This is a genomic window from Streptomyces cucumeris (assembly GCF_024295805.1).
Classification (GTDB): domain Bacteria; phylum Actinomycetota; class Actinomycetes; order Streptomycetales; family Streptomycetaceae; genus Streptomyces; species Streptomyces cucumeris.
The window spans coordinates 118,165-143,598 of sequence record NZ_JANCLX010000015.1 but is presented as its reverse complement, the minus strand read 5'-3'; the positions used below and the strand labels follow the sequence as shown (position 1 = coordinate 143,598).

Annotated in this window: 19 protein-coding genes and 2 tRNA genes; 11 read left to right on the top strand and 10 right to left on the bottom strand. The window is 71.3% G+C overall.

What is annotated here, in order from left to right:
• Positions 1–18: 18 nt before the first annotated feature.
• From NMK44_RS22530 to NMK44_RS22510, 5 genes are read right to left on the bottom strand one after another with little or no spacing between them, the layout of a single operon-like run.
• Positions 19–1,062 (bottom strand): LacI family DNA-binding transcriptional regulator, encoded by a 1,044-nt coding sequence (locus tag NMK44_RS22530; protein ID WP_254745840.1) that lies wholly within the window; start codon positions 1,060–1,062, stop codon positions 19–21.
• On the bottom strand, positions 1,050–2,744 hold the full coding sequence (locus tag NMK44_RS22525) for a glycoside hydrolase family 13 protein (RefSeq protein WP_254745839.1): 1,695 nt from the start codon (positions 2,742–2,744) through the stop codon (positions 1,050–1,052). The genes NMK44_RS22530 and NMK44_RS22525 overlap by 13 nt, the downstream gene beginning before the upstream one ends.
• 51 nt (positions 2,745–2,795) lie before the next feature.
• A complete protein-coding gene (locus NMK44_RS22520; RefSeq protein WP_254745838.1) occupies positions 2,796–3,626 on the bottom strand; it encodes a sugar ABC transporter permease in 831 nt (276 codons plus the stop codon).
• 2 nt (positions 3,627–3,628) lie between these two features.
• Complete coding sequence (locus NMK44_RS22515; RefSeq protein WP_254745837.1) at positions 3,629–4,642, bottom strand: carbohydrate ABC transporter permease; 1,014 nt, start codon at positions 4,640–4,642, stop codon at positions 3,629–3,631.
• Positions 4,643–4,654: 12 nt separating this feature from the next.
• Positions 4,655–5,932, bottom strand: a complete 1,278-nt coding sequence (locus tag NMK44_RS22510) for an extracellular solute-binding protein (protein ID WP_254745836.1) — start codon at positions 5,930–5,932, stop codon at positions 4,655–4,657.
• A 254-nt stretch (positions 5,933–6,186) separates the two neighbouring features.
• On the opposite strand from NMK44_RS22510, the gene NMK44_RS22505 reads away from it, so the two are divergent.
• From NMK44_RS22505 to NMK44_RS22480, 6 genes are all read left to right on the top strand, one after another.
• Positions 6,187–7,848 (top strand): glycoside hydrolase family 13 protein, encoded by a 1,662-nt coding sequence (locus NMK44_RS22505; protein WP_254745835.1) that lies wholly within the window; start codon positions 6,187–6,189, stop codon positions 7,846–7,848.
• Positions 7,849–7,873: 25 nt separating this feature from the next.
• On the top strand, positions 7,874–8,926 hold the full coding sequence (locus NMK44_RS22500) for a LacI family DNA-binding transcriptional regulator (RefSeq protein ID WP_254745834.1): 1,053 nt from the start codon (positions 7,874–7,876) through the stop codon (positions 8,924–8,926).
• A gap of 115 nt (positions 8,927–9,041) precedes the next feature.
• The gene (locus NMK44_RS22495; protein ID WP_254745833.1) at positions 9,042–9,923 is read left to right on the top strand and encodes a phosphatase PAP2 family protein; all 882 of its coding nucleotides are present in this window, start codon (positions 9,042–9,044) and stop codon (positions 9,921–9,923) included.
• A gap of 242 nt (positions 9,924–10,165) precedes the next feature.
• A complete protein-coding gene (locus NMK44_RS22490; protein ID WP_254745901.1) occupies positions 10,166–10,996 on the top strand; it encodes an HAD family hydrolase in 831 nt (276 codons plus the stop codon).
• Between the two features lie 150 nt (positions 10,997–11,146).
• Positions 11,147–12,313 carry a threonine synthase gene (locus NMK44_RS22485; RefSeq protein WP_254745832.1) on the top strand — a complete coding sequence of 389 codons (1,167 nt, stop codon included), beginning with the start codon at positions 11,147–11,149 and terminating at the stop codon, positions 12,311–12,313.
• The gene (locus tag NMK44_RS22480; RefSeq protein ID WP_254745831.1) at positions 12,310–12,975 is read left to right on the top strand and encodes a helix-turn-helix transcriptional regulator; all 666 of its coding nucleotides are present in this window, start codon (positions 12,310–12,312) and stop codon (positions 12,973–12,975) included. Before NMK44_RS22485 ends, NMK44_RS22480 begins: the two co-directional genes overlap by 4 nt.
• Here the strand turns inward: NMK44_RS22480 and NMK44_RS22475 are convergent.
• Positions 12,960–13,493 carry a MepB family protein gene (locus NMK44_RS22475; protein ID WP_254745830.1) on the bottom strand — a complete coding sequence of 178 codons (534 nt, stop codon included), beginning with the start codon at positions 13,491–13,493 and terminating at the stop codon, positions 12,960–12,962. The two genes, NMK44_RS22480 and NMK44_RS22475, sit on opposite strands and share 16 nt — an antisense overlap.
• Before the next feature lie 88 nt (positions 13,494–13,581).
• Positions 13,582–16,833, bottom strand: coding sequence for a bifunctional [glutamine synthetase] adenylyltransferase/[glutamine synthetase]-adenylyl-L-tyrosine phosphorylase (locus NMK44_RS22470; RefSeq protein ID WP_254745829.1), 3,252 nt, complete (start codon positions 16,831–16,833; stop codon positions 13,582–13,584).
• 300 nt (positions 16,834–17,133) lie between these two features.
• Here NMK44_RS22470 and NMK44_RS22465 point away from each other — a divergent pair.
• A tRNA-Ser gene (locus tag NMK44_RS22465) sits at positions 17,134–17,218 on the top strand.
• A gap of 117 nt (positions 17,219–17,335) precedes the next feature.
• Here NMK44_RS22465 and NMK44_RS22460 read toward each other — a convergent pair.
• Complete coding sequence (locus NMK44_RS22460; protein WP_254745828.1) at positions 17,336–17,869, bottom strand: NUDIX hydrolase; 534 nt, start codon at positions 17,867–17,869, stop codon at positions 17,336–17,338.
• Positions 17,870–18,482: 613 nt separating this feature from the next.
• Here NMK44_RS22460 and NMK44_RS22455 point away from each other — a divergent pair.
• Positions 18,483–18,562: transfer RNA gene (locus NMK44_RS22455), tRNA-Tyr, on the top strand.
• 82 nt (positions 18,563–18,644) lie between these two features.
• Positions 18,645–19,010 carry a hypothetical protein gene (locus NMK44_RS22450; RefSeq protein ID WP_254745827.1) on the top strand — a complete coding sequence of 122 codons (366 nt, stop codon included), beginning with the start codon at positions 18,645–18,647 and terminating at the stop codon, positions 19,008–19,010.
• A gap of 31 nt (positions 19,011–19,041) precedes the next feature.
• Here NMK44_RS22450 and NMK44_RS22445 read toward each other — a convergent pair whose 3' ends face one another.
• Both NMK44_RS22445 and glnA read right to left on the bottom strand, forming a co-directional pair.
• Positions 19,042–19,668 carry a maleylpyruvate isomerase family mycothiol-dependent enzyme gene (locus NMK44_RS22445; protein WP_254745826.1) on the bottom strand — a complete coding sequence of 209 codons (627 nt, stop codon included), beginning with the start codon at positions 19,666–19,668 and terminating at the stop codon, positions 19,042–19,044.
• Between the two features lie 145 nt (positions 19,669–19,813).
• Complete coding sequence (gene glnA, locus NMK44_RS22440) at positions 19,814–21,175, bottom strand: gamma-glutamylpolyamine synthetase GlnA2 (RefSeq protein WP_254745825.1); 1,362 nt, start codon at positions 21,173–21,175, stop codon at positions 19,814–19,816.
• A gap of 636 nt (positions 21,176–21,811) precedes the next feature.
• On the opposite strand from glnA, the gene NMK44_RS22435 reads away from it, so the two are divergent.
• Together NMK44_RS22435 and NMK44_RS22430 are read left to right on the top strand one after the other, a co-directional pair.
• A complete protein-coding gene (locus tag NMK44_RS22435) occupies positions 21,812–23,518 on the top strand; it encodes a multicopper oxidase family protein (RefSeq protein WP_254745824.1) in 1,707 nt (568 codons plus the stop codon).
• A 107-nt stretch (positions 23,519–23,625) separates the two neighbouring features.
• Positions 23,626–25,386 carry an NAD+ synthase gene (locus tag NMK44_RS22430; RefSeq protein WP_254745823.1) on the top strand — a complete coding sequence of 587 codons (1,761 nt, stop codon included), beginning with the start codon at positions 23,626–23,628 and terminating at the stop codon, positions 25,384–25,386.
• The last annotated feature ends 48 nt before the right edge of the window (positions 25,387–25,434 follow it).

Genomic DNA, 25,434 nt, shown 5'->3' with positions numbered 1-25,434 from the left:
GTCAGCCGCCCCGCGGGGTCAACCGCCGCGGCGGACCTGCGCGGTGGATCCGCGCACCACCAGATCGGGCTGGAAGACGAACTCGGTGCACTGCACCGGGTTCCCGGCGAGCTCCTCGAGCAGCGCGCCCACCGCCGCGGTGGCCATCGACTGCACCGGCTGACGGACCGTCGTCAGCGGCGGATCGGTGAAGGCGATCAGCGGGGAGTCGTCGAAGCCGACCACCGAGACGTCCCCAGGGACGCTCAGACCGCGCCGGGACGCCTCCCGGATCACCCCCAGCGCCATCAGGTCGCTGCCGCAGACGAAGCCCGTACAGCCCTGGTCCAGCAGCGCGGCCGCGGCCACCTGTCCGCCCTCGACGCTGAACAGGGTGTGCCGGACCAGCTCCCCGGCCTCGGCGGGGCGCAGGCCGAAGACCTCGCCCATCGCCGCGGTGAACCCCTCGACCTTGCGCCGCGCCGGAACGTAGCGCGCGGGCCCCACCGCGAGCCCGATCCGCTCATGCCCGAGGGCGGCGAGGTGGTTCACCGCCATCCGCGCCGCCGACCGGTCGTCGGGGGAGACGAACGGCGCCCGGATGCCCTCGTGGTAGCCATTGATGAGCACGAACGGCACCCGGCGTTCGGCCAGCCGCAGATAGGTGGCCGGATCGGCGGTGGTGTCGGAGTGCTGTCCGGACATGAAGACGATGCCGACCACATCGCGCTCCTCCAACTGCTCCACCAGTTCGTCCTCGGTGGCGCCGCCGGGCATCTGGGTGCACAGGATCGGGGTGTAGCCGTGTCCGGCCAGCACCTGTTCGATGACCTGCGCGAAGGCGGGGAAGATCGGGTTGATGAGCTCGGGGATCACCAGGCCCACCAGCCCGGCGCTGCGCCGCCGCAGCCGCACCGGCCGTTCGTAGCCGAGGACGTCGAGGGCCGCGAGCACCCGCTGCCGGGTGGCGTCCGCGACCCCCGTCCTGCTGTTGAGCACCCGGCTGACGGTGGCCTCGCTGACCTGTGCCTGGACGGCGATGTCGGCGAGCCGGGGCGGCAGGGGCGCGCTCACACCGCCCACCAGACCGCCGTGTCGGGGGCCTGGGTGACCTCGCCCTCGCCGCGCGGCAGCTCCCCGTCGCTGACCAGCAGCGCCCGGCCCGGAGCGGCCAGCGCGACCGGCTCACCGGTGGTGTTGACCGTGCAGACGAAGTCCGGGCCGTCACCGCCCGCCCGGCGGCGGAAGGCCAGCACCCCGTCGGGTGCCGCCAGCCATTCCACCGACTCCCCCGCACCGAGCGCCGGATGAGCCCGGCGCACGGTGAGCGCCTCGCGGTACAGCTCCAGCGTGGAGCCCGGACGTCCGGTCTGGGCCTCGACGCTGAGCCCGGCCCAGCTCTCGGGCTGGGGCAGCCAGCTCGGCCCGCCCGCACGGGGGCCGAAGCCATACGGGGCCTCGGTGCCCGCCCACGGGATCGGTACCCGGCAGCCGTCCCGCAAGCCGTCCTGCCCGGTCTGCCCGTCGGCGGAGGTGCGGAAGAACGCGGGGTCCTGGCGCGCCCCGTCGGGAAGGTCGGTGACCTCCGGAAGGCCCAGCTCCTCGCCCTGGTAGAGATAGGCGGAGCCGGGCAGCGCCAGCATCAGCAGGGTCGCGGCACGGGCCCGGCGCAGTCCGCGCGCGGGGTCGCCGTCGGCGTAGCGGGTGGTGTGCCGGACCACGTCGTGGTTGGAGAGCACCCAGGTGGTGGGGGCGCCCACCGGCCGCATCGCGTCCAGGGAATCGTCGATGACCTCGCGCAGCCGCTCCGCGTCCCACTCGGCGCCCAGGAAGTGGAAGTTGAACGCCTGGTGCAGCTCGTCGGGGCGGACGTAGCGCGCGGTGCGCTCGGTGGTGGGGGTCCACGCCTCGGCGACCCCGATGCGCTCACCGGGGTACTCCTCCAGGACGGTGCGCCAGCTCCGGTAGATGGCGTGCACCCCGTCCTGGTCGAAGAACGGCAGTACGTCGTTGCCCAGCAGCTTGAGCTGTCCGGCGCGGCCGAGGTCGGGCAGTCCCGCCGCCTTGACCAGACCGTGGGCCACATCGATGCGGAAGCCGTCGACACCGAGGTCCAGCCAGAACCGCAGTACCGAGCGGAACTCGTCCCTTACGGCCGGGTGGTCCCAGTTGAAGTCGGGCTGCTCGGCGGCGAAGAGGTGCAGGTACCACTCGCCGGGGGTGCCGTCGGGGTTCTCGGTGCGGGTCCAGGCGGGCCCGCCGAAGATCGATTCCCAGTCGTTGGGCGGGAGTTCGCCGTCCGGGCCCTGTCCGGGGCGGAAGTGGAACCGCGCGCGCAGCGGGGAGCCGGGGCCCTCCGCCAGCGCCTTGCGGAACCAGAGGTGCTGGTCGGAGCAGTGGTTGGGGACCAGGTCGACGATGATCCGCAGACCCAGCTCATGGGCGTCACGGATCACCGCGTCGGCGTCGTGCAGGGTGCCGAACATCGGGTCGATGGCCCGGTAGTCGGCGACGTCGTATCCGGCGTCGGCCTGCGGGGAGGCGTAGAAGGGGCTGAGCCAGACCGCGTCCACGCCCAGTGCCTTCAGATGGGGCAGCCGGGCGCGGACGCCCTGGAGGTCGCCCATGCCGTCGCCGTTGCCGTCGGCGAAGCTCCGCGGATAGACCTGGTAGATCACCGCGTCGCGCCACCATCCGGGGCGGCCGGGAGTCCCGGGGGACTCCGGTGCCGTGGCGGCCGAGGGGTCGGCGAGGTACTGCGTCATGTCGTCCTTGGATTCATCGAAAAGAGTCGGTTCGCACGTCGGTCGCGCGGGTCAGGACTTGGTGGCACCGGCGGTCAGACCGGCCACCAGATGGCGCTGGGCCCAGGAGAAGACCAGGGCGGCCGGAATGGCGATCATGACGGCGGCGGCGGTCATCGAACCCCAGTCCGAGGTGTACTGGTTGACGAAGGTCTGGAGGCCCGAGGCGAGGGTGAGGTTCTCCTCGCCCGTCATGAAAGCCGAGGCATAGGCCACTTCGGCCCAGGCGGTGATGAAGGTGTAGAAGGCGGTGACCGCGAGGCCGGGCTTGGCCAGCGGGACGACCAGCCGCCAGAAGGTGCCGAACGGGTTGAGGCCGTCGACCCGGCCCGATTCGTCGATCTCCACCGGGATGGTGTCGAAGAAGCCCTTCATCATCCAGGCGCAGAACGGCACGGCCACGGTGAGGTAGGTGACGATCAGCGAGATCGGCTGGTTGAGCCAGCCCAGCGTCGACATGATGTTGTAGAGCGGCACGATGAGGATGGCCACCGGGAACATCTGTGTGATCAGCAGCAGCCACATCAGCGAGCGCATCCCGGGGAACCGGAAGCGGCTGACGGCATAGCCGGTGGTGGCCGCGACGAAGACGCCCAGGACCGTGGTGACGACGACGATGAACAGCGAGTTGCCGAACCAGGTCAGGAACTCGGTGTCGTTCAGCACATGCTGGTAGTTGGCCAGCGTGGGGTTCTTCACCACATCGGTGCCGAACGCCTCGCTCTTCGGCTTGAACGAGGTCACCAGCAGCCACAGCGGCGGGAAGACCGCCACGGCGGAGGCGATGACGAGGGTGGTGTGCAGCCCGACGGAGGCGAGCGGGCTGCGGCGGCGGTCGCGCATGGCTACCAGACCTCTCCCTGCTTGCGGAGCGAACGGCGGTAGACCACCGCGAAGAGCATGAGGATGACCAGGATCAGCACGCCCCAGGCGGAGGCGCCCGCGAAATCTCGGGGACTGTTGACGAACGAGAGCCGGTAGGCGTAGGTCACCAGGATCTCGGTGCTGTCCCCCGGACCGCCGCGGGTGAGCAGGTAGATCACCGCGAACATGTTGAACGTCCAGATGGTGGAGAGCAGGACCACGGTGGAGCTGACCGACCGCAGACCGGGCAGGGTGATGTGGCGGAACCGCTGCCAGGGGCTCGCACCGTCCATCTCGGCCGCCTCGTAGAGCTCACCGGGGATGGACTGGAGTCCGCCGAGCAGGGCCACCAGCATGAACGGCACCCCGAGCCAGATGTTCACGGCGATCACCGAGACCTTGGCCATGGTGGGGTCGTTCAGCCAGGGCACCCCGTCGATGCCACCGCCCTCCAGCACCTTGTTGAGGATGCCGTTCTTCTCGTTGTAGAGCAGCCGCCAGGCGAAGACGGAGACGAAGGCGGGCACCGCCCAGGGCAGGATCAGCAGCGACCGGTAGACGGCGCGGCCCGCGAACCGGCGGTTGAGCAGGACGGCGAGGCCGAGGCCGAGTACGAAGGTGACGATGACGCAGGACAGGGTCCAGGTGGCCGTCCAGCTCAGCCGGTCCCAGAAGACCTCGTCCTCCAGGATGGCCCGGAAGTTGTCCAGGCCCACGTTCTCGTAGGTGGCGGGGATGTGGTTGACCCCGATGGTGCGCTCGACATTGGCCTCATTGGCATCGGTCAGCGACAGATAGACGCCGCGGACCAGCGGATAGCCGATGATCAGCCCGATGACGATCACGACGGGCGCGACCATGGCCCAGGCGTACCAGTGCCGGGAGAGCGCGGAGCGGATCCGGCCTGGCGGGGTGTCCCCGGTCCCGCGGGCCCGGCCGCGGGTGCCCTTGGCGCCCGCGGCCGGACGCACCGACCGGCTGGTGTCGACAGCCATCGTTGCCGGTCCTTACTTCCAGTCGCCCTTGAGGAGCTTGCGGTAGGCGTCGCCGACGGCGCCCGCCGCCTTCTCGGGCGAGGTCTTGCCGGTCAGGACGTTGGGGAACTGCACCAGGATCGCCTGGAAGAGGCTGTTGCCCTCGGGGATCCAGGGGCGCTCGACGGCCTTGTCCACGGCGCCCTTGAAGAACTTCACATTGGCGTTCGCCGCGACCTTCGGGTCCTGGTAGACGGAGGTGCGGGTGGGCAGCAGGCTCAGCTTCTCGGTGGTCTTGGCCTGCACCTTCGCCGAGCTCATGTACTTGGCGAAGGCGTAGGAGGCGTCCAGGTTCTTGGAGCCCGCGTAGACGGTGAGGTTCTGGCCGCCCTGCGGGGCGCCCTGGCCGTCGCCGCCGGCCGGCACCGGGACCACGCCGAGGTTGGACTTGTCCTTGAACGCCTTGCCCGCGAGGGTGTCCTCGATCGCCCACGGCCCGTTGACCGTCATCGCGACGTCGCCGTTCTTGATGGCGTTCTGCATGTTCTCCCAGCCGTCGGTGGCGTCGGTCTCCGCCGCCCCCGAGGTGACCAGGTCCCGGGCGGCGGCGAACGCCTTCACACCCGGCTCGTCGTCGACGGTGACCTTCTTGGCCTTGGTGTCCAGCAGATCGCCGCCCTCGCCGTAGATGAAGGGCAGGTACCAGTAGGCGTCATCGCCGCGGAGGTACAGACCGGTCTTGCCGGTCTTCTTCTTGATCTTCTTGGCGGCGGCCTTGAGCTCGGTCCAGCTCCGGGGCGGCTCCACCCCGGCGTCCCCCAGCATCTTCTTGTTGTAGAAGAGACCGAGGGTGTCGATCACCTGCGGCACCGCGTAGGTCTTGCCCTTGAACTTGGTACCGGCGGCCGCCTTGGGCAGGTAGTCGGACTCCTTGTCGAGCGCCGCGGTGCCGTCCAGCGGGGCCAGATAGCCGATGTTCGCCAGGTCATGGGTCCAGGCGACCTCGGTGCGCAGCACGTCGGGCGCGCCGGAGCCGCCGGAGCCCGCCGCGTTCTTGAACTTGGCCAGCGCCTCGCCGAACGGGACGTTGACGTAGTTGACCTTGACGCCGGGGTGCTCCTTCTCGAAGCCGAGGGCGAGCTCCTTGTAGGTGCCCTTCTCGGCCTCGTTCGAGGTGTCCCAGTAGGTCACGGTGCCGGACAGCTTGCCGCCCGACTTGCCGCCGCCGTTGTCACCGTCGTCACCGCCGCATGCGGTCGCCGCGAGCGCCATGGCCGCGACAAGCGCAGTGGCCGCTATGCCACGTCGCATCTGAACTCCTCCAAGACCGGCCGCGTCATCGCGGCCCCGGGTTGCCGAGGAACGTAACAGGGCTGCAAGAAACTCGAAAGACCTTGCGGGAATTTTCTGCAAGGCACCCGGATTCGTTACGTCCGCGTGTCCTGCCGATGTCCGCCCCTACCCCCGTGAACGCGGAGAACACGCGCCGGGGCGCGCTCAGGGGCGCCTCGCCCGCTTCTGCAATCTCTTCCGCAAGGCATTGCAGAGCTGTTACGTTCGCGGTTATGACCCAGGAGCTCACGACCTCCCTCCAGGCCGACACCGCGCGACCGTCCGGAGGGCCCGGCTGGTGGCGCGACGCCGTCATCTACCAGGTGTATGTGCGGTCCTTCGCCGACAGCGACGGCGACGGCATCGGTGATCTGCGCGGGGCCCGCGCACGGCTGCCGCATCTCGCCGCGCTGGGCGCGGACGCCGTCTGGCTGACCCCCTTCTACGCCTCCCCGCAGGCCGACGGGGGCTACGACGTCGCGGACTACCGCGCGGTCGACCCCCTCTTCGGCACCCTCGCCGACGCCGACGACCTGGTCCGCACCGCCCATGAGCTGGGACTGCGGGTGATCGTGGATGTGGTGCCCAACCACACCTCGGACCAGCACCCCTGGTTCCGCGCGGCCCTCGCCGAGCAGCCCGGCGGCCCGGCCCGCGCCCGCTACCACTTCCGGCCCGGCCGGGGCGCGGACGGCGAACTGCCGCCCAACGACTGGGAGTCGGTCTTCGGCGGCCCCGCCTGGACCCGCACCACCGGTGCCGACGGCACCCCGGGCGAGTGGTACCTCCACCTCTTCGCCCCCGAGCAGCCCGATCTGAACTGGGACAGCCCCGAGGTGCGCGAGGAATTCGACTCGGTGCTGCGCTTCTGGCTGGACCTGGGCGTGGACGGCTTCCGTATCGATGTCGCCCACGGCATGGTCAAGGCGGCCGGGATGCCCGATATCGGCCGTACCGAACAGGCCAAGCTGATCGGCTCCCAGGTGCTGCCCTTCTTCGACCAGGACGGGGTGCACGAGATCCACCGCTCCTGGCGGCGGCTGCTGGACTCCTACCCCGGTGACCGGATCGGGGTCGCCGAGGCATGGGCGCCCAGCCCCGAGCGGCTGGCCCTGTACGTCCGCCCCGACGAGCTCCACCAGGCGTTCAACTTCCAGTTCCTCAAGTCCCCCTGGGACGCGGCGGCGATGCGCACGGTGATCGACGAGTCGCTGGCCGCGACCGCGTCCGTGGGCGCCCCCACCACCTGGGTGCTCTCCAACCACGACGTGGTCCGGCACCCCACCCGCTACGCCGAGGGCAGCCCTGCGCGGGGCCTGCGCCGGGCCCGCGCCGCGGCCCTGCTCACCCTGGCGCTGCCCGGTTCGGTCTACCTCTACCAGGGCGAGGAGCTGGGCCTTCCGGAGGTCGTGGATCTGCCGGACGAGTGCCGCCAGGACCCGGCGTTCTTCCGCACCTCCCCCGACGGCCAGGACGGACAGGACGGACAGGACGGCTTCCGTGACGGCTGCCGGGTGCCGCTGCCCTGGTCCCGCTCGGGCGCCAGCCACGGCTTCGGCCCCGGGGGGAGCTGGCTGCCGCAGCCCGCGGAGTGGGCCGGACTCTCGGTCGAGGCCCAGACCGGCGACCCCGGATCTACGCTGGAGCTGTACCGCTCGGCACTCGCGCTGCGCCGGGAGCTGCCGGGCCTCGGTGACGGCCGGATGACCTGGCTCGACGCCCCCGCGGGGGTGCTGGCGCTGTCCCGACCGGGGTTTCTGTGCACGCTGAACACCCTCGGGGAGGAGGTCGAGCTTCCCGTTCCGGGGCGCGCGCTGCTGTCCTCCGCGCCGCTCGCGTACCGTGCCGCTACGGTGCGCATTCCTCCTGATTGCTGCGCGTGGTGGGCAATCTGACATACGACCGGTACAGTCCAATCCCATGACCGCACGGCTCGCTGACATCGCAGCCCAGGCGGGGGTCAGCGAAGCCACCGTCAGCCGCGTCCTGAATGGCAGGCCGGGGGTGGCCGCGGCGACCCGCGAGTCCGTCCTCGCCGCCCTGGACGTCCTCGGCTACGAGCGCCCGGTGCGGCTGCGCCGGCGCAGCGCGGGTCTGGTGGGACTGATCACGCCCGAGCTGGAGAATCCGATATTCCCCGCGCTCGCCCAGGTGATCGGGCAGGCGCTGACCCGACAGGGCTACACCCCGGTGCTGGCCACCCAGACCCCCGGCGGCTCGACCGAGGACGAGCTCACCGAGATGCTGGTGGACCGCGGGGTGGCCGGGATCATCTTCGTCTCCGGACTGCACGCGGACACCTCGGCCGATATGCAGCGCTACGACCAGCTACGCGGCCAGGGTGTGCCGTTCGTGCTGGTGGACGGTTACGCGCCCGCGGTGCGCGCGCCGTTCATCTCCCCCGACGACCGGGCGGCGATGCTGCTGGCCGTCACCCATCTGGTCTCGCTGGGCCACACCCGGATCGGGCTGGCGCTGGGGCCCAAGCGGTTCGTCCCCGTGCTGCGCAAGATCGAGGGCTTCCAGCAGGCCATGCGGGACCGGCTCGGGCTCGGGCCGGAGGAGTCCGCGGAGCTGATCCAGCATTCGCTGTTCACCCTGGAGGGCGGTCAGGCGGCGGCATCCTCGCTGATCGACCGGGGCTGTACGGCGGTGGTCTGCGCGAGCGACATGATGGCGCTGGGGGCCATACGGGCGGCCCGGCAGCGGGATCTGGCGGTCCCTCAGGACATCTCCGTCGTCGGCTTCGACGACTCCCCGCTGATCGCCTTCACCGATCCGCCGCTGACCACCATCCGCAAACCGGTGCAGTCGATGGGGCAGGCCGCGGTGCGGGCCCTGCTGGAGGAGATCGGCGGCACCCCGGCCCCGCCCAGCGAGTTCGTCTTCCTCCCCGAACTGGTCGTCCGCGGTTCGACCGCCTCGGCCCACGGCCACCCGGCGCGCAGCGCCGCGGCGGAGCGGACGACATAGCCGGACGTAAGGCGCCGTACACCCCGTAAGGGACCCCCCGAACCGGCACATATGCGACCCGGAACCGCTGTGCGGACGGTCTGTCAGGGGGTCGCGTCTGGCAGACTGTTGCCCTATGGGTGAAGCGACTGTGAGGACTCCGGAGGGCCGGACGGCCACCCCGCCACCCATCGCGGCGACCGGGGCACGCCCGGCGGGACACACCACGCTGATGGCCCGGATGCGCACCCCCCGCAGACCCCGCCTCTGGTTCGAGATCACCCTCATCGCCGTCAGCTACTGGACGTACTCCCTCGTCCGCAACGCGGTCCCCGAGCAGAAGTCCGAGGCCCTGCGGAACGCGGGCTGGATCTGGCGGTGGGAGCACCGGCTCGGCATGGCCTTCGAACACGGTGTCAACCAAGCGATCGACTCGATCGGCTGGCTGATCGTGGGCATGAACTACTACTACGCCACGCTGCACTTCGTCGTGACGCTCGGGGTGCTGGTGTGGCTCTACCACTGGCACCCCGGCCGCTATGCCGCCATCCGGCTGGTGCTGTTCGCCACCACGGGCGTGGCGCTGCTCGGCTACTACTTCTTCCCGCTGGCCCCGCCCCGGCTGATGCACGGCGGCCACTTCATCGACACCGTGGTGGCGCACCGCACCTGGGGCTCGATGGCCTCGGGAAACCTGGCCGCGATGTCCAACCAGTACGCGGCGATGCCCTCGATGCACATCGGCTGGTCGCTGTGGTGCGGTATCGCCGTCGCCACCCTGGCCCGGCCGGTGTGGGTGAAGGCGCTGGGACTGCTCTATCCCACGGTCACCCTGCTGGTGATCGTGGCGACGGCCAATCACTTCTGGATGGACGCGGTCGGCGGTGTCCTCTGTCTGTCCGTCGGCTTCTCGCTGTCCTACCTCTGGTACGGCACCACGCCCGCCCGGCTGCCCAAGCAGGTGAGCGGCCGCCGGATGGCGGCCGCGGAGCGCGAGGGCGAGCTGCGGACGGCCTGAGGGGCCGGGTCGGGCCCCGTCTCCGCCCGGTGTGATCGCCGCTGCCTGCACAGCTTGATCGTCTCTTTCCGGCCCGCCATTCTGGTGCCGTTCTCCACCGACTCCAGGGGCTCGACGCGGAGTCCGCGGCCCGGGGTGTGCCCCTTCGCGGACCGGGCACGACGAGCGTGACGAAAGGGACCACCGGCACCGTGCACACCGCCGACGCCGCCACTTCAGCCACCACCGCCGGGACCGCTCCCATGCTCCCCCGCCCGCGGACCGCGCCACCGCGCTTCCCGCTGGTGGCCACCGATCTGGACGGAACGCTGCTGCGCGGCGATCTGACGGTCTCCGTCCGCACCCGTGAGGCGCTCGCCACGGCCCGGCGCTCCGGAGCACGGCATCTGGTGGTCACCGGGCGTCCGGCCGCGTCCTGCCGGGAGTTCCTGGTCGCGATCGGCTACCGGGGGCTCGCGGTGTGCGGACAGGGCGCACAGCTCTACGACGCCTGCGCGGACCGGCTGCTGGTCTCCGCGGCACTGGACCGGGCGCTGGCCCGTTCGGTGGTGGAGCGCACGGAGGAGGAACTGGGCGCGGGGCCGCTGGAGCTCGCGGTGGTCACCGCCGCGCCCGAGAACCGCTTCGTGGTCACCCCGCGCTTCGCCGACCGGATACGGCCCGGGTGGGGGGTGGCCGCGGACCGGGCGGAGCTGTGGTCCGGGCCGATCGAGAAGGTGCTGATGCGCCACCGGGAGCTGCCGGACGCGCTGGTCACGGCGGTCGCCGAGCGGATCGGCGGGGGCGAGGTGGCCGTCACCCACTCCGAGAAGGGGATGATCGAGGTGCTGCCCGCGGGTGTGACCAAGGCGGTGGGGCTGCAACGGGCGGCGGACCGGATGGGCTTCACCCCCGCGGAGACCATCGCCTTCGGCGATATGCCCAATGACATCCCGATGCTGAACTGGGCCGGATACGGGGTCGCGATGGGCAACGCCCATCCGGACCTGGTCGCGGTGGCCGACGAACAGGCGCCCGGCCATGACGAGGACGGGGTCGCGGTGGTGCTGGAACGGCTGTTCCCACGCTCCTGAACGAGTGTTCCCCCGTTCTCGAAGAGCACTGGAGCGGCTCTCGGGGCGCACTCGGAGCAGCCTCGGAGCGCGCTCGGAGCACTCTCGGAGCACCGGGAATCCGCCAATAAGCCCTTGACCAAGGGTCTAGATCTAAACAGAATATCCAAGGTGCGAGCCGAATCCCCCACCCCCGGTCCCCACTACGTCGATGAGCGCTCCGGCGCCACGTACCCGATCGACGAACCGCGCTGGCGCGGTGACGACGGCGCTCCGCTCACCATCTCCGCGCTCCCCGGCATCAGCCATGAGGAGGTGGACACCGGGGACCGTTCCCTGTGGCGCTACCGGGCGGCCCTCCCGGTGCGCCTCGACGCCCCGGTGTCCCTGGGAGAAGGGTGCACCCCGCTGGTGGAGAAGGACTGGGGCGGGAATCGGGTCCACTTCAAGCTGGAGTGGTTCAGCCCCACCGGCAGCTTCAAGGACCGCGGCACCAGCGTGATGATCTCGGCCCTGCGCCGGCACGGCATCCGCGAGGTGATCGAGGACAGCTCCGGCAACGGCGGCTCCTCGGTCTCCGCGTACTGCGCCGCGGCCGGGATCCGGGCCAGGATCCTGGTCCCCGAGGGCACCTCCCCGGCGAAGGTCCTCCAGAGCCGGGCGTACGGGGCCGAGGTCCAGGTGGTGCCGGGCGACCGGGACGCCACCGCGGCCGAGGCGCTGCGCCAGTCGGAGCACACCTACTACGCCAGCCACAACTGGCACCCCTTCTTCCTCCAGGGGGTCAAGACCCTCGCCTACGAACTGTGGGAGGACCTCGGCTTCACCGCCCCCGACGCCGTGGTGACGGTGGCCGGGGCGGGCAGCACCGTCCTCGGCTGCGACCTCGGCTTCTCCGAACTGCTGGCGGCGGGCCGGATCAGCCGCCGCCCGAGACTGCTGGTCGCCCAGCCCGCCCACTGCGCCCCGCTCCAGGCCAGCTTCGCCGCGGGCACCGAGGACCCCGTCCCGTTCGAGCATGCGCCGACCATCGCCGAGGGCACGGCCATCCGGCGGCCCGTCCGCCACCCCGAGGTGCTGCGCGCGATCCGCCGCTCGGGGGGCGATATGGCCGCCGTGCCCGAGGACGCCATCGTCGCGGCCGTGCGGCGGCTGGCCGCGATGGGCCTGTACGCCGAACCCACCAGCGCGACCGCCGCCGCGGCCATCGACCTCTTCCGGGCGCGCGGCGCCATCCGCCCCGGTGAGACCACGGCCGTGATGCTCACCGGATCGGGGCTGAAGGCCGCCGGCACGATGGCGGCGCTCTTCGCCCCGGAGGGCGGTGACCCGCGATGACCGCACAGCGACCGCCGGAGGAACCGCGGCCGGAGGGGACCGCCGAGGACGAACTGCTGCTGCGCGAGGCCGAGAAGATCGTGACCGCCATCGGCCGGATGTTCCCCGGACTGTGCGAGGTGGTTCTGCACGACCTGCGCCATCCGGACCGGGCCATCCGCGCCATCGAGAGCAATCTCTCCGGCCGCGAGGTCGGCGATCCGGCCACCGAACTGGGTCTCGCCCGGATCGAGGACCCCGGCTTCCCCGGCATCGTCCAGAACTACGCCAACAGCTTCCCCGACGGCCGCCCGGCCAAAAGCACCTCCATCGGCATCAAGAACAGCGCGGGCACCTATGTGGCCGCAATCTGTCTCAACCTCGATGTCTCGCTGTTCGCCAGTGTCGCCCGCAGCCTCACCAACCTGGTGCGCACCGAGGAGCAGGAGCAGCCGCTCACCGAGACCCTCCGCGCGCGCACCGCCGCCGAGCTGCGCACCGTCGTCGAGGAGTTCGCCGCGGCCCGCGGCCAGACCCCGCGCAGTCTGGGCACCCCGGCCAAGAAGGAGCTGGTCCGCTCGCTGCGGACGCGCGGCTTCCTCCAGATGAAGCACTCCGTCCAGGTGGTCACCGAACTGCTCGGGGTCTCCCGGGCCACCGTCTACAACTATCTGCGCGGCTGATGGAGCGCCCGGGCGCGGGCGGTGTCCACCGCTCCCGCCTCCGGGATGTCGAGGAAGTGCGCAAGCTGCCAGGTCTGGGTGGCACGGGCCTGGCGGCTGGTGGTCTCGGCCCAGGGCGGATAGACCCGGAACGCCCGCTTCCCTCCGGCGCCGTCCGTGGAGACGATGCCCCGCACGCGCAGCACCTCGCCCGGGAAGACGAACTGCCCGAAGCGGTCACCCTCATGTGAGCTGATGATGAAGAGGTCCACCCCGTCCGCCATGTCGAACGGCCGGATCGGCCCCTCCTCGGACCGCTGCCACACCGTGACGAACTGACCGGTCTTGGTCGGGGTCGTCTTCGCCACCCGGAAGCGGACCGCCAGGCCGTCCAGCTCGAAGCCACAGGCCGCGTACTCGGCGCTCTCCGGCTCCGGCACCGGCTCCGAGCAGGCGAACCCGCAGACGTCATAGACCCGCTCGCGCGCCGCGAGGAGGTCGTCGTGCACCGGTCCGCGCCATGGCGCCGCTGTTCCCATGTTCCGCAGGCTGCCACAGACCACTGACAGCGGCGCCGCCGCGCCTCGGCCCGGTGGCCGTCCCGGCCCGGTGGTCGTGGTGGTCCTCTCAGCCCTCGTAGTCGTAGAACAGGCGCTCCACGACGGCGCGCGCCCGGCGGGTGGTGCGGCGGTAGTCGTCCAGCATCTCCCCGACGTGCCCCGGTCCGTAGCCCAGGTACCGCGCCACGGCGGCCAGTTCACGGGCCTCGCTGGGGAAGGTGTCGCCGGAGCGGCCGCGGACCACCATCACACCGTTGCGGACCCGGGTCGCCAGCACCCACGCCTCGTCGAGGGTCTGGGCGTCCTCGGTGCCGATCAGCCCGGCGGCGTGGGCGGCGGCCAGGGCACGGCGGGTACGGGTGGTGCGCAACCCGGGCTCGGCCCAGCCGTGGCGCATCTGGAGAAGCTGCACGGTCCACTCGACGTCGCTCAGTCCGCCGCGGCCCAGTTTGGCGTGGGTGGTGGGATCGGCGCCGCGGGGCAGCCGCTCGGACTCCATCCGCGCCTTCAGCCGCCGGATCTCCCGTACCGCGTCCTCGCCCAGGCCCTCGGCCGGATACCGCAGCGGATCGATCAGCTCGATGAAGCGCCCGCCCAGCTCCGGGTCGCCCGCCACCGGTTCGGCGCGCAGCAGGGCTTGGCTCTCCCAGACCAGCGACCAGCGGCGGTAGTACGCGGCGTACGAGGCCAGGGTGCGCACCAGCGGCCCGGACTTGCCCTCCGGGCGCAGATCGGCGTCGATCAGCAGCGGCGGATCGACGGTCGGGAGCTGGAGCAGCCGCCGCATCTCATTGGCCACGGCGAACGCGGCGCGGGAGGCTTCCTGCTCATCCGCGCCCTCGCGCGGCTCGTGCACGAACAGCACATCCGCGTCCGAGCCGTAGCTCAGCTCATGGCCGCCGAAGCGGCCCATGCCGATGACGGCGAAGCGGGTGGGCAGCTCATCGCCCCAGGTGTCGCTGACGGCGGCGCGCAGGGCGCCCGCGATGGCGGCCGCGTTGAGGTCGGAGAGGGCGTCGCCGACCATGTCGACCAGCGCCCCCGCGTCGGCGGGCGGCTCCTCCGCCGACGTGGCCCCGGCTCCGGACCTGGCCCTGGAGGTCCCGGCGGGCAGATGCGGTTCGGCGGCCCGCAGGGCGGTCGGGACCTCGGGCGCACCGCGCGGGGCGGCGGGCGCCGGGGCGGTGCGCGCCGCGGTGCCGCCGGAGCCCTCGTCGCCCGGCGGCGGCCAACTCACGGTCGGACGCACCGCGCCGTTGGCCAGCCGCGCGCTGTCGATGATGTCCGCCGCGGCCGTCCGGAACATCTCCCGCCGCCGCACCCCGCGCGCCGCGGCGACCGCCTGCTCCGCGCCGTCGGCGCGGCCCACCGCGGCCAGCACCTCCTGCTCCAGATGGCGCCGCCCGCGCGGCCGCAGCCCGCCCGGATCGCCCAGCAGGGCCACCGCCTCGGGTGCGCGCAACAGCAGGTCGGGAGCGAGCCGTCCGGTGGAGAGCACCCGGGCGAGGTTCTCCGCGGCGGCGCCCTCGTCCCGCAGCAGCCGCAGGTACCAGGGCGTCTTGCCCAGCGCGTCGGAGACCTTGCGGAAGCCCAGCAGCCCCGCGTCCGGATCCGCGGAGTCGGCGAACCAGCCCAGCAGCACCGGCAGCAGGGTGCGCTGGATCGCCGCCTTCCGGGTCACCCCGGAGGCCAGTGCCTCCAGGTGCCGCAGCGCCGAGACCGGATCGGCGTAGCCCAGCGCCTCCAGCCGCTGCCCGGCCGCCTGGGAGCTGAGCCGGATCTCCCCGGGCTCAAGCTGGGCGACGGCGTCCAGCAGCGGACGGTAGAAGAGCTTCTCGTGCAGCCGCCGCACCTCGCGCGCGTACCGGCGCCACGCGGTGCCCAGTTCGGTGACCGGCTCGGTGCGGAACCCCAGCGAACGGCCCAGGCGCCGCAGATCCGCCTCCTCCTCGGGCACCAGATGGGTACGGCGCAGCCGGTAGAGCTGGATGCGGTGCTCCATCGACCGCAGGAAGCGGTAGGCGGCGTCCAGCGCGGCGGCGTCGGAGCGGCCCACATAGCCCCCCGCGGCCAGCGCCGCGAGCGCGTCCAGCGTGGTGCCGCTGCGCAGCGACTCGTCCGACCGGCCGTGCACCAGCTGGAGGAGCTGGACGGCGAACTCCACGTCCCGCAGCCCGCCCGGCCCCAGCTTCAGCTCGCGGTCGATCTCGGCGGCCGGGATGTTCTCCACCACGCGGCGGCGCATCTGCTGGACGTCGGGGACGAAGTTCTCGCGTTCGACGGCCTGCCAGACCATCGGTGCCAGCGCATCCACGTACGCCTGCCCGAGCACCGCGTCGCCCGCCATCGGCCGGGCCTTCAGCAGCGCCTGGAACTCCCAGGTCTTGGCCCACCGCTGGTAGTACGCGACATGGCTGGACAGTGTGCGCACCAGCGGACCGTTGCGCCCCTCGGGCCGCAGATTGGCGTCCACCGGCCAGATGGTGCCCTCGACGGTGACGTCCGAGCAGATCCGCATCAGCCGGGACGCCAGCCGGGTGGCGGCCTGTACAGCCTTCCCCTCCTCGACCCCGTCCACGGCCTCCGCCACGAAGATCACATCGACGTCCGAGACGTAGTTGAGCTCGCGGCCCCCGCACTTGCCCATGCCGATCACGGCGAGCCGGCAGGCGGCGGCGTCCTCGGGCTGCTCCTCGGCCGCGATCTCCAGCGCGGCCCGCAGGGTGGCGGTGGCCAGGTCCGCGAGCTCGGCGGCGGCCTGGGTGACATCGGTGGTCCCGCACACATCGCGTGCCGCGATGGCCAGCAGCGCCCGGCGGTAGGCGATCCGCAGCGCGTCCGGCCGCGGCAGCTCCGCACCCGGCCCGCTCCACACCCCCTCGGCCAGGGCCTGCTCGAACTCGGGCGTGGTCGGATGCAGATCGGCGGGCTCATAGGTGACCAGCGCGTGCCAGTCCTGCGGATGCCGGGCCAGATGGTCGCCCAGCGCCTCGGAGGCGCCCAGCACCCCCAGCAGCCGGTCGCGCAGCGGCTTGGCGGTGACCAGGGTGTCCAGCAGCGCCTGCCGCGATCCGGCCCGCTGCCCCCCGTTCCGCCCCTCCCCCGCGTCCTCCGGCAGCGCCTCCACCAGCCGCACCAGCCCGCGCAGCGCCAGATCCGGATCGGCGGTCGCCCCCAGCGCCTCCAGCAGCACCGGGTCACTGCGCACCGCCGACAGCTCGGGCACGTCCAGCAGCCGCTGGGCGGAGGAGGCGTCGGTGAACCCGTGCCGGAGCAGCCGGGTGACATTGCTGCTCCTGCGTCCCTGCGGTACGGACATCCCGCACGCCTCCCGCGGTCGTGATCAACGCTCGCTGCTGAGCCTAAGCGACCGCGACGGCGAAGCGGCAGGTACCGGCCGTGCCGGAAAACCGGTTGCCGCGCTGTCCGGCGGCCGGGCACAGTGATCACACCGCCGACCGGGAGAGGAGCCCACGATGATCGAGCAGCCGAGCAGTCGCCCGTATCCGCGCTCATCGTCCTCAGCGGACTCCCCCGGGTACGCCGTCTGACCGTCCTGCGAGACGGTCGCGCCGCCCGCGGGATCCCCGCCCGGGCGGCCCTTCGCCGCCGCCACCGAGGAGAGTTGGCCGAGTGGTAAGGCAGCGGCTTGCTAAGCCGTCGTCGGGGTCATACCCGCGCGCGTTCGATCCGCGCACTCTCCGCGCCTCCGCGCCACCCAGGCGCGTCGCAACACCATCGCCAGGAGGAGCCGGCCGACAGGCGGCGCCGGCCGCGGCTGCCTTCGAGGCCCGTCTCCGGGCGGTGCTTCCCTCGCAGGGTCAGCGAACCCCTTCGTCCATCAGGACGTGGAGGAGGCCGACCAGGGAGCCGCTGCTGACGATCTCGCGGCGGTCGATCATGCCCCGGATGTTCGCCAGCGGGATCCACTCGACGCGATCCGACTCATTCTTCTCGGTCGGCGGCCCGTCGTACGTCGCGCCGTCGGCGCGGAACAGGTGGTGCTGGGAGTCGGTGATGCCGTTCGCCGGTTCGGCGTAGATCAGCGGCTTCATCGCGCCCGGACGCCAGCCGGTCTCTTCGAGGACTTCACGGGCGGCAGCCTCGCCAGGGGTCTCGTCCGCCTCCACCAGGCCCATGGGCAGCTCCCAGGCCCACGCGTCCGTGATGAAGCGGTGGCGCCACATCATCAGGACCTCTTGGCGGTCGTTGATCACAGCGGCCACGGCCAGATGGCGGAGCTTGACGACGTGGTGTTCCCAGCGGTGCCCGTCTGGCGTCTCCACATCGGTGAGCCACAGGTTCACCCATGGGTTCTCGTAGATCGGACGTTCCCCGTGGATCTTCCACTGCATCGCTGCGGCCCCTCTCGATCGGCCTCCAGCATCGCAGAGCCAGGCTGAACGGCGCCTGTCTTCAAGCAAATTCGCGTCATAGTGACGAATATGGTGCTGGAAGCGCGGAGGGCTTGGGCGATGAGCAGCGCCCTTGCACGCGCTGTCGGTGATGTCTTGCTCACATGGGTTCGGCAGGTCGAGGCGGGAGTCAGCGAAATCGTGGGCGCCCGTTCTCGGTCAGAAGTCGGCGTGATCAGCACAGACATGATGGGGCAGGTCCGGCGGCTGCTGGATGACAAGCAGACGCACCCTGCTGCGGCCATCGTGTTGTGCGGCGCAGCCCTGGAAAGCGCACTACGGGCGCTGGCTGAGGCCCGTGGACTGGAACTGACCGAGCGCCCTTCACTTAGCACCTACTCGCGACTTCTCCGCAAGGACGAGCTGATTACGAAGCAGGAAGCGAAGGACCTTGAGCAGGTCGGCTCAGTAGGATCGCCGAGCTTCAGCTGTGAAGGCCTGACGGCCGGAAACGTGCAGGTCAGCCATCAGAGCAACGCCACCGGAAACACTCGATTGAAACCGTTGGGTGCGCGAGCAGCCGTGTGGGGCTGGCCCCCGCCTCCTCCGCCACGGGTGAGCTGGGCACTGGTGAGCCCAAGGGCCTGTAAAGCCCCCGCTCCGGCTGTAACGGTTCGACTCCGTCCTCGCCCACTCGCCAATACCCCCACGAACCGGGCCACGTTGCCCATAGACTCCACGCCACGCTGAGGACGCCGTGACAAGAGGGGTTGGCATGTCGCAGACCGAAGGCGCACGACTGTTCCGGGAATCGTGGATCGCCGGCGTACGGCTGCACTTTCCCGGCGAACCGAAGTCCGGCTATGTGACCCCGTGGGACGACACACCGCAGTGGGAGCGCGAGGCTGCCGGTGCCGTGTACGAGCAGGTGCGCCAGTTCATCGAGATCAGCGCAGGCAGCGCGAACCGGCTCTCCCGCGAGCAGAAGAGCCGGTTCGTCGCCATCTGCTGGACGGCCCAGATGTACCGGCACTTCGAGGATCCGAAGCCGGGCTACGTGGCCGACTGGCCCGACCTTCCGGTCTGGCAGCAGGAGACCGACGCGGACATCTTCGAAGCCATCGAGAAGGCCCTGAGCTGAGCCCCGAGTGTCATCCTCGTCCCACCGCGCCTCACGCCATGACGAAGCGTTCGCACGCCTCGCCGCGGAGGCGGCCCGGGGGGAGCCTGCGGCCGTAGGCGAGCAGCAGGAGGTCCTGGGCGGAGCCGGTAAGGAGGGTGCCGGTGCCGTAGGTCCAGTCGAGGTCGTCGGCGCGCAGCCGGACACCGGTCAGATCGGCGCCGAAGAACTTCGTCGTCTTGGGGTCGACCGTCCCCAGCAGGACGCGCACGCGGTCCTCGGGCACCCGGCGGTCGAGGCCCAGGGCGACCGCGATGTCCAGGCCGTGGATGACGTCATGGCCGAGCGCCGAGGTGAAACCGCCGACCGGGGGCGTCCAGGGGTGGTGGGCGTTCTCCCGGAGCCAGGTGGCGAGTTCGGCGGTGGTGGCGGAAGCCGCGTCCTTGCGGGCGGTCCGGTCGGTCATCCGGTGGAGACCGCCCCTGGCCTTGACCAGTTCCAGCAGCACCTTGGGCAGTGAGTAGCGGAACCCCAGTGACATATGGGCCGCGACCTCCCGCACCCGCCAGCCCGCGCACAGACTCGGCGCGTCCCACTGCCCGGCGGACAGCCCGTCCAACAGATCGGCCATTTCCCCGCGTTCGGCCGCGATGGCGGCCCGGATCCCCGTGTCGTCCATGGGACCAGGATCCCGGCCCCGGCGGTCATCCGTCCAAGAGCGGGTGGTTCTCGCAGCCAGAAGCACCGGTTATCGCCCGGCGGGGGCGACTGTGGTGCGCGGGGCCGGGCCCGGGGCGTACGGCCCCGGGGCCGGGCCCCGGTCCTCACAGCACCGGCAGGTTCTTCCGCAGCTCGAACGGCGTGACCTCCGAGCGGTACTCCTCCCACTCCTGCTTCTTGTTGCGGAGGAAGAAGTCGAAGACATGCTCGCCCAGGGTCTCGGCGACCAGTTCGCTGCGCTCCATCAGGTCGATGGCCTCGCCGAGGTTCTGCGGGAGGGGCTCGATGCCGAGGGAGCGGCGTTCGGCGTCGGAGAGGGCCCAGACGTCGTCGTCGGCTCCGGCCGGGAGTTCATAGCCGCCCTCGATGCCCTTCAGGCCCGCGGCGAGCAGCACCGCGTAGGCGAGGTAGGGGTTGGAGCCGGAGTCGATGGAGCGGACCTCAACCCGGGTGGAGCCGGTCTTGCCGGGCTTGTAGAGGGGGACCCGGACCAGCGCGGAGCGGTTGTTGTGGCCCCAGCAGATGTAGGAGGGGGCCTCGCCGCCGGCGCCCGCGGTGCGCTGGGAGCCGCCCCAGATGCGCTTGTAGGAGTTGACCCACTGGTTGGTGACCGCGGAGATCTCCCCGGCGTGGCGCAGCAGACCGGCGATGAAGGAACGGCCGACCTTGGAGAGCTGGAACTCCGCGCCCGACTCGTAGAAGGCGTTCCGGTCGCCCTCGAAGAGCGAGAGGTGGGTGTGCATCCCGGAGCCGGGGAATTCCGAGAACGGCTTCGGCATGAAGGTGGCCTGGACGCCCTGCTCCAGCGCCACCTGCTTCATCACCAGACGGAACGTCATGATGTTGTCCGCGGTGGAGAGCGCGTCGGCGTAGCGCAGGTCGATCTCCTGCTGGCCGGGGGCGCCCTCGTGGTGGGAGAACTCGACCGAGATCCCCATGGATTCCAGCATGGTGATGGCCTGTCGGCGGAAGTCCATGCCGATGTTCTGCGGGGTGTGGTCGAAGTAGCCGGAGGAGTCGGCGGGCGTCGGGCGGCTGCCGTCCACGGGCTTCTGCTTGAGCAGGAAGAACTCGATCTCGGGGTGGGTGTAGAAGGTGAAGCCGAGGTCGGAGGTCTTGGCGAGGATGCGCTTGAGGACATAGCGCGGGTCGGCGTAGGAGGGGGAGCCGTCCGGCATCAGGATGTCGCAGAACATCCGGGCGGTCCCGGGGGCCTCGGCGCGCCAGGGCAGGATCTGGAAGGTGCCGGGATCCGGCTTGGCGATCATGTCGGACTCGTAGACGCGGGCGAATCCCTCGATCGCCGAGCCATCGAAACCGATGCCCTCGTCGAAGGCGCCCTCGAGTTCGGCGGGTGCGACGGCGACCGACTTCAGAAAGCCGAGCACGTCGGTGAACCACAGCCGCACGAACCGGATGTCGCGCTCTTCGAGCGTCCGGAGCACGAACTCCTGCTGCTTATCCATGGTCCCCAATCCTTGCAGGTCAAGCGGCTCTTTCGGCGGGCGCGGGGCACCTGTCGCGGCCCCAGTATCACGCGGCGGGATTTCCGGGAGGTTTCCTCCGCTCTCCCCGCTGCGCACCACGTGTGTGCATCGTACTTTCCAGCGTGCCGCGTCGGACCCGACCGTTCCGCGCCCCGGCGGCGCCTTCGGGGATGCGATACCCCTTGGGGGTAAGGTGCCGATTATCACGATCATCGCATATCCGGACATCGGGTGATCGGAGCCGATCGGACGGAGGCACGGTGCGGGGACAGCGGAGGGTGAGCGTCGGCCGTGGCCGGGTGCGGCACCGTGCCGTGTCCCGCCGTTCGCGCCGTCCGCGCACCGGTCGTGGCCACGGTCACCGGCACGGCCGGGCGGCGCGCCGTACCGCGTCCCGCCGCCGCCCCGCCACCGTCTCCGGCCCACCGGCCCCCGGTCCTGCATCCCCCGGTCCACCGGCCCCCGGCCCGTCGTCTCCCAGCCCGCCATTCCCCGGCCCCCCGCTGCCGCCGCGGCGCATAGAGCGGCGCGTCCGCCCCCTCCCCCATCCGGGGCCCGGCGGACGCGCGGACCCCGCCTGCGCACATCACGACACCAGCATTGGGGTGCTCTCTCATGCACGCACACTCTCGCCGCGCCGTGCTCGGCGCGGGAATCGCCGCCGCGGGCAGCGGTCTGCTCGGCGCCTGTAGCCCCTCCGTGCCGCCCAACACCCTGGGCGGGGACGGTATGGACAACAACGGCATGGACACCGCCGGAAAAGGGGGCGACGCCGTCGTCGCGCCCCGCCCGCAGTACGTCGCCCCCGACGGTCCCGAGGTCCTGGCCGCCGAGCGGCAGCGGGGCCAGGGGCCGGTCCGGCGGTTCCAGCTACTGGCCACGCCCACCACGCTCGACCTGGGCGCCCGTACGGTGAAGTCCTGGGCATACGGCGACATGCTGCCGGGCCAGGAGATCCGGGTCACCGCGGGCGACACGCTCGCGCTCACCCTCGCCAACAACCTGCCGCAGCCCACCTCACTGCACTGGCACGGCATCCGGCTGCGCAACGACATGGACGGCGCCCCGGGCCTCACCCAGCGGCCGGTGGGAGCCGGCGCGGCGTTCGACTACCGCTTCACGGCGGCGCACCCGGGCACGTACTGGGTCCATCCGCATTCCGGGGTGCAGCTCGACCGCGGACTGTACGCACCGCTGATCGTCGAGGACCCGAAGGAGCCCCTGTCGTACGACAAGGAGTGGGTCATCGTGCTCGACGACTGGCTGGACGGGGTCGGGGGCAGTACGCCCGACGCGGTGCTCCAGGAGCTCAACGGCGGCAGGGGCCCGGTGATGGACCACGGCGGAACGCCGCACGTCCCCGCGCCCGTGGGCCCGGCCACGGCCGCGGCGACGCCCGCCAACGCGGCGCGGGGCGTGGCCGCCGTGAAGGACGAGGTGAAGGGGAAGAAGCGGGCCGGGAGGAAGAAGGGCGGGGCGAAGGTGGCCCCCCAGCCGCCGTCCCGGAGGCTGACGGGCGGCCGCAGCGCCCTGCTGGGCGGGGCGGCGGGCGATGTCGCCTACCCGTACTACCTGGCGAACGGCCGCACCCCGCACTCCCCGCAGGTCTTCCGCGCCAAGGCCGGTGACCGGGTCCGGATCCGCATCATCAACGCGGGTGGGGACACGGCCTTCCGCGTCGCCCTCGGCGGCCACGAGATGACCGTCACCCACACCGACGGCTATCCGGTGGTCCCCGCGAAGACCGACGCGCTGCTGGTGGGCATGGGCGAGCGCTATGACGTCCTGGTCACGGTCAAGAGTGGGGTGTTCCCGTTCGCCGCGCTGGCCGAGGGCAAGGGGCGGTCGACGATGGCCGTGCTGCGCACCGGCGGCAAGGGGCCTCGGAAGTTCCCGCGCCCCAAGGAGCTCGACGGCAAGCTGCTGACCGCCGCCCGGCTGAAGGCGGCGGAGCAGGTGCGGCTGACCCCGCGCGAGCCGGACCGGACGATCCGGATGCGGTTCACCGGGTCGATGCGCGGCTACCACTGGTCGATCAACGGCCGGCCCTACGACCCGGCGCAGCGCTATCCCGTCCGGGAGGGCGAACGCGTCCGGATGACCTTCATCAACAGCACCGATATGTGGCACCCGTTCCATCTGCACGGCCACACCTTCGCGCTGCCCGACGGCGGGGCGCGCAAGGACACGGCGATCCTGCTGCCGGGCACGAGGGTGAGCGTGGACTTCGACGCGGACAACCCGGGGCTGTGGATGATCCACTGCCATAACGTCTACCACTCGGAGTCGGGGATGATGACCGTCCTCGGCTACCAGCGCTAGCCCGACGCCTTGCCGTCCGCCCGGTGCGGGGCCCGGACGGGCGGCGGGGAACGTGAGAAGGGAGACAGTCCGGGCCATCGCGTCAGTCAGACGATTACACTGGGCGCGTGCCTCAACTTCGCCTCGCTCTGAACCAGATCGACTCGACCGTCGGAGACCTCTCCGGCAACACCGAGTCGATCGTCCACTGGACCCGGCACTCCGCCGAGCAGGGCGCCCATCTGGTGGCGTTCCCCGAGATGGTGCTGACCGGCTATCCGGTCGAGGACCTCGCGCTGCGCTCCTCCTTCGTCGAGGCGTCACGTGCCGCGCTGCACGCGCTCGCCGCCCGGCTGGCGGACGAGGGCTTCGGCGAGCTGCCCGTGGTCGTCGGCTATCTGGACCGCAGCGAGCGGGCCGAGCGGTTCGGCCAGCCCGCCGGTGCCCCGCAGAACGCGGCGGCCGTGCTGCACGGCGGCCGGGTCGTCCTCACCTTCGCCAAGCACCACCTGCCGAACTACGGCGTCTTCGACGAGTTCCGCTACTTCGTCCCCGGTGACACGCTGCCCGTCATCCGGGTCCACGGCGTCGATGTCGCGCTCGCCATCTGCGAGGACCTGTGGCAGGAGGGCGGCCGGGTGCCCGCGGCCCGCACCGCCGGGGCCGGGCTGCTGCTGTCGGTCAACGCCTCGCCCTATGAGCGCGAGAAGGACGACACCCGCCTCGACCTGGTGCGCAAGCGGGCCCAGGAGGCGGGCTGCACCACCGCCTATCTGGCGATGATCGGCGGCCAGGACGAGCTGGTCTTCGACGGTGACTCGATCATCGTCGGCCGTGACGGCGAGGTGGTGGCCCGCGCGCCGCAGTTCGCCGAGGGCTGTGTGCTGGTCGACCTCGAGCTGCCCGCCGCCGATCCGGACTCGGTTCCGGAGGGGATCGTGGACGACGGGCTGCGGATCGACCACCTCACCCTGTCCGCCGATCCGCTCCCGGCGTACGAGCCGGAGCCGGAGCTGGCGGGCGGTGAGGCCGAGCGGCTCGGCGACGACGAGGAGATCTACACGGCGCTGGTGGTGGGACTGCGCGCCTATGTCGCGAAGAACGGTTTCCGCAGTGTGCTGATCGGGCTCTCCGGCGGGATCGACTCGGCGCTGGTCGCGGCCATCGCCTGTGACGCGGTGGGCGCGCAGAACGTGTACGGCGTGGCGATGCCGTCCCGCTACTCCTCCGAGCACTCGGTCACCGACGCGACCGAGCTGGCGCGGCGTACCGGACTGAACTTCCGCACCGTGCCGATCGGCCCGATGTTCGACGCCTATATGGCGTCGCTCCAGCTCACCGGGCTGGCCGAGGAGAACCTCCAGTCGCGGCTGCGCGGCACGACGCTGATGGCCATCTCCAACCAGGAGGGCCACATCGTGCTCGCGCCGGGCAACAAGTCCGAGCTGGCCTGCGGCTATTCCACGCTCTACGGCGACTCGGTCGGGGCGTACGGGCCGATCAAGGACGTCTACAAGACGTCCATCTTCCGGCTGGCGAAATGGCGGAACCGGGCGGCGGAGGAGCGGGGCCAGACCCCGCCCATCCCCGAGAACTCGATCACCAAGCCGCCCAGCGCCGAGCTGCGGCCCGGCCAGGTCGACACGGATTCACTGCCGGACTACGACGTCCTGGACCGGATCCTGGAGCTGTACGTCGACCGGGACCGGGGCCGGGAGGAGATCGTCGCGGCGGGCTTCGACGACGAGCTGGTCACGCGGGTGCTGCGGCTGGTGGACACCGCGGAGTACAAGCGGCGCCAGTACCCGCCGGGTACGAAGATCTCCGCGAAGGGGTTCGGCAAGGACCGCCGGCTGCCGATCACCAACCGCTGGCGCGAGCACGCCTGACGACGGCGTTCAGGACACGGCCCTGTGCCGTGTGGCCCGCGAGGCGGC

Coding starts and splice junctions, on each gene's coding strand:
- NMK44_RS22490 (WP_254745901.1), top strand. CDS start 10,166: ATGCTCCCCCGCCCGCGGACCGCGCCACCGCGCTTCCCGCTGGTGGCC.
- NMK44_RS22445 (WP_254745826.1), bottom strand. CDS start 19,668: ATGGACGACACGGGGATCCGGGCCGCCATCGCGGCCGAACGCGGGGAA.
- NMK44_RS22520 (WP_254745838.1), bottom strand. CDS start 3,626: ATGCGCGACCGCCGCCGCAGCCCGCTCGCCTCCGTCGGGCTGCACACC.
- NMK44_RS22525 (WP_254745839.1), bottom strand. CDS start 2,744: ATGACGCAGTACCTCGCCGACCCCTCGGCCGCCACGGCACCGGAGTCC.
- NMK44_RS22470 (WP_254745829.1), bottom strand. CDS start 16,833: ATGTCCGTACCGCAGGGACGCAGGAGCAGCAATGTCACCCGGCTGCTC.
- NMK44_RS22475 (WP_254745830.1), bottom strand. CDS start 13,493: ATGGGAACAGCGGCGCCATGGCGCGGACCGGTGCACGACGACCTCCTC.
- NMK44_RS22515 (WP_254745837.1), bottom strand. CDS start 4,642: ATGGCTGTCGACACCAGCCGGTCGGTGCGTCCGGCCGCGGGCGCCAAG.
- NMK44_RS22450 (WP_254745827.1), top strand. CDS start 18,645: ATGTCGCAGACCGAAGGCGCACGACTGTTCCGGGAATCGTGGATCGCC.
- NMK44_RS22495 (WP_254745833.1), top strand. CDS start 9,042: ATGGGTGAAGCGACTGTGAGGACTCCGGAGGGCCGGACGGCCACCCCG.
- NMK44_RS22500 (WP_254745834.1), top strand. CDS start 7,874: ATGACCGCACGGCTCGCTGACATCGCAGCCCAGGCGGGGGTCAGCGAA.
- NMK44_RS22460 (WP_254745828.1), bottom strand. CDS start 17,869: ATGCAGTGGAAGATCCACGGGGAACGTCCGATCTACGAGAACCCATGG.
- glnA (WP_254745825.1), bottom strand. CDS start 21,175: ATGGATAAGCAGCAGGAGTTCGTGCTCCGGACGCTCGAAGAGCGCGAC.
- NMK44_RS22435 (WP_254745824.1), top strand. CDS start 21,812: ATGCACGCACACTCTCGCCGCGCCGTGCTCGGCGCGGGAATCGCCGCC.
- NMK44_RS22480 (WP_254745831.1), top strand. CDS start 12,310: ATGACCGCACAGCGACCGCCGGAGGAACCGCGGCCGGAGGGGACCGCC.
- NMK44_RS22510 (WP_254745836.1), bottom strand. CDS start 5,932: ATGCGACGTGGCATAGCGGCCACTGCGCTTGTCGCGGCCATGGCGCTC.
- NMK44_RS22505 (WP_254745835.1), top strand. CDS start 6,187: ATGACCCAGGAGCTCACGACCTCCCTCCAGGCCGACACCGCGCGACCG.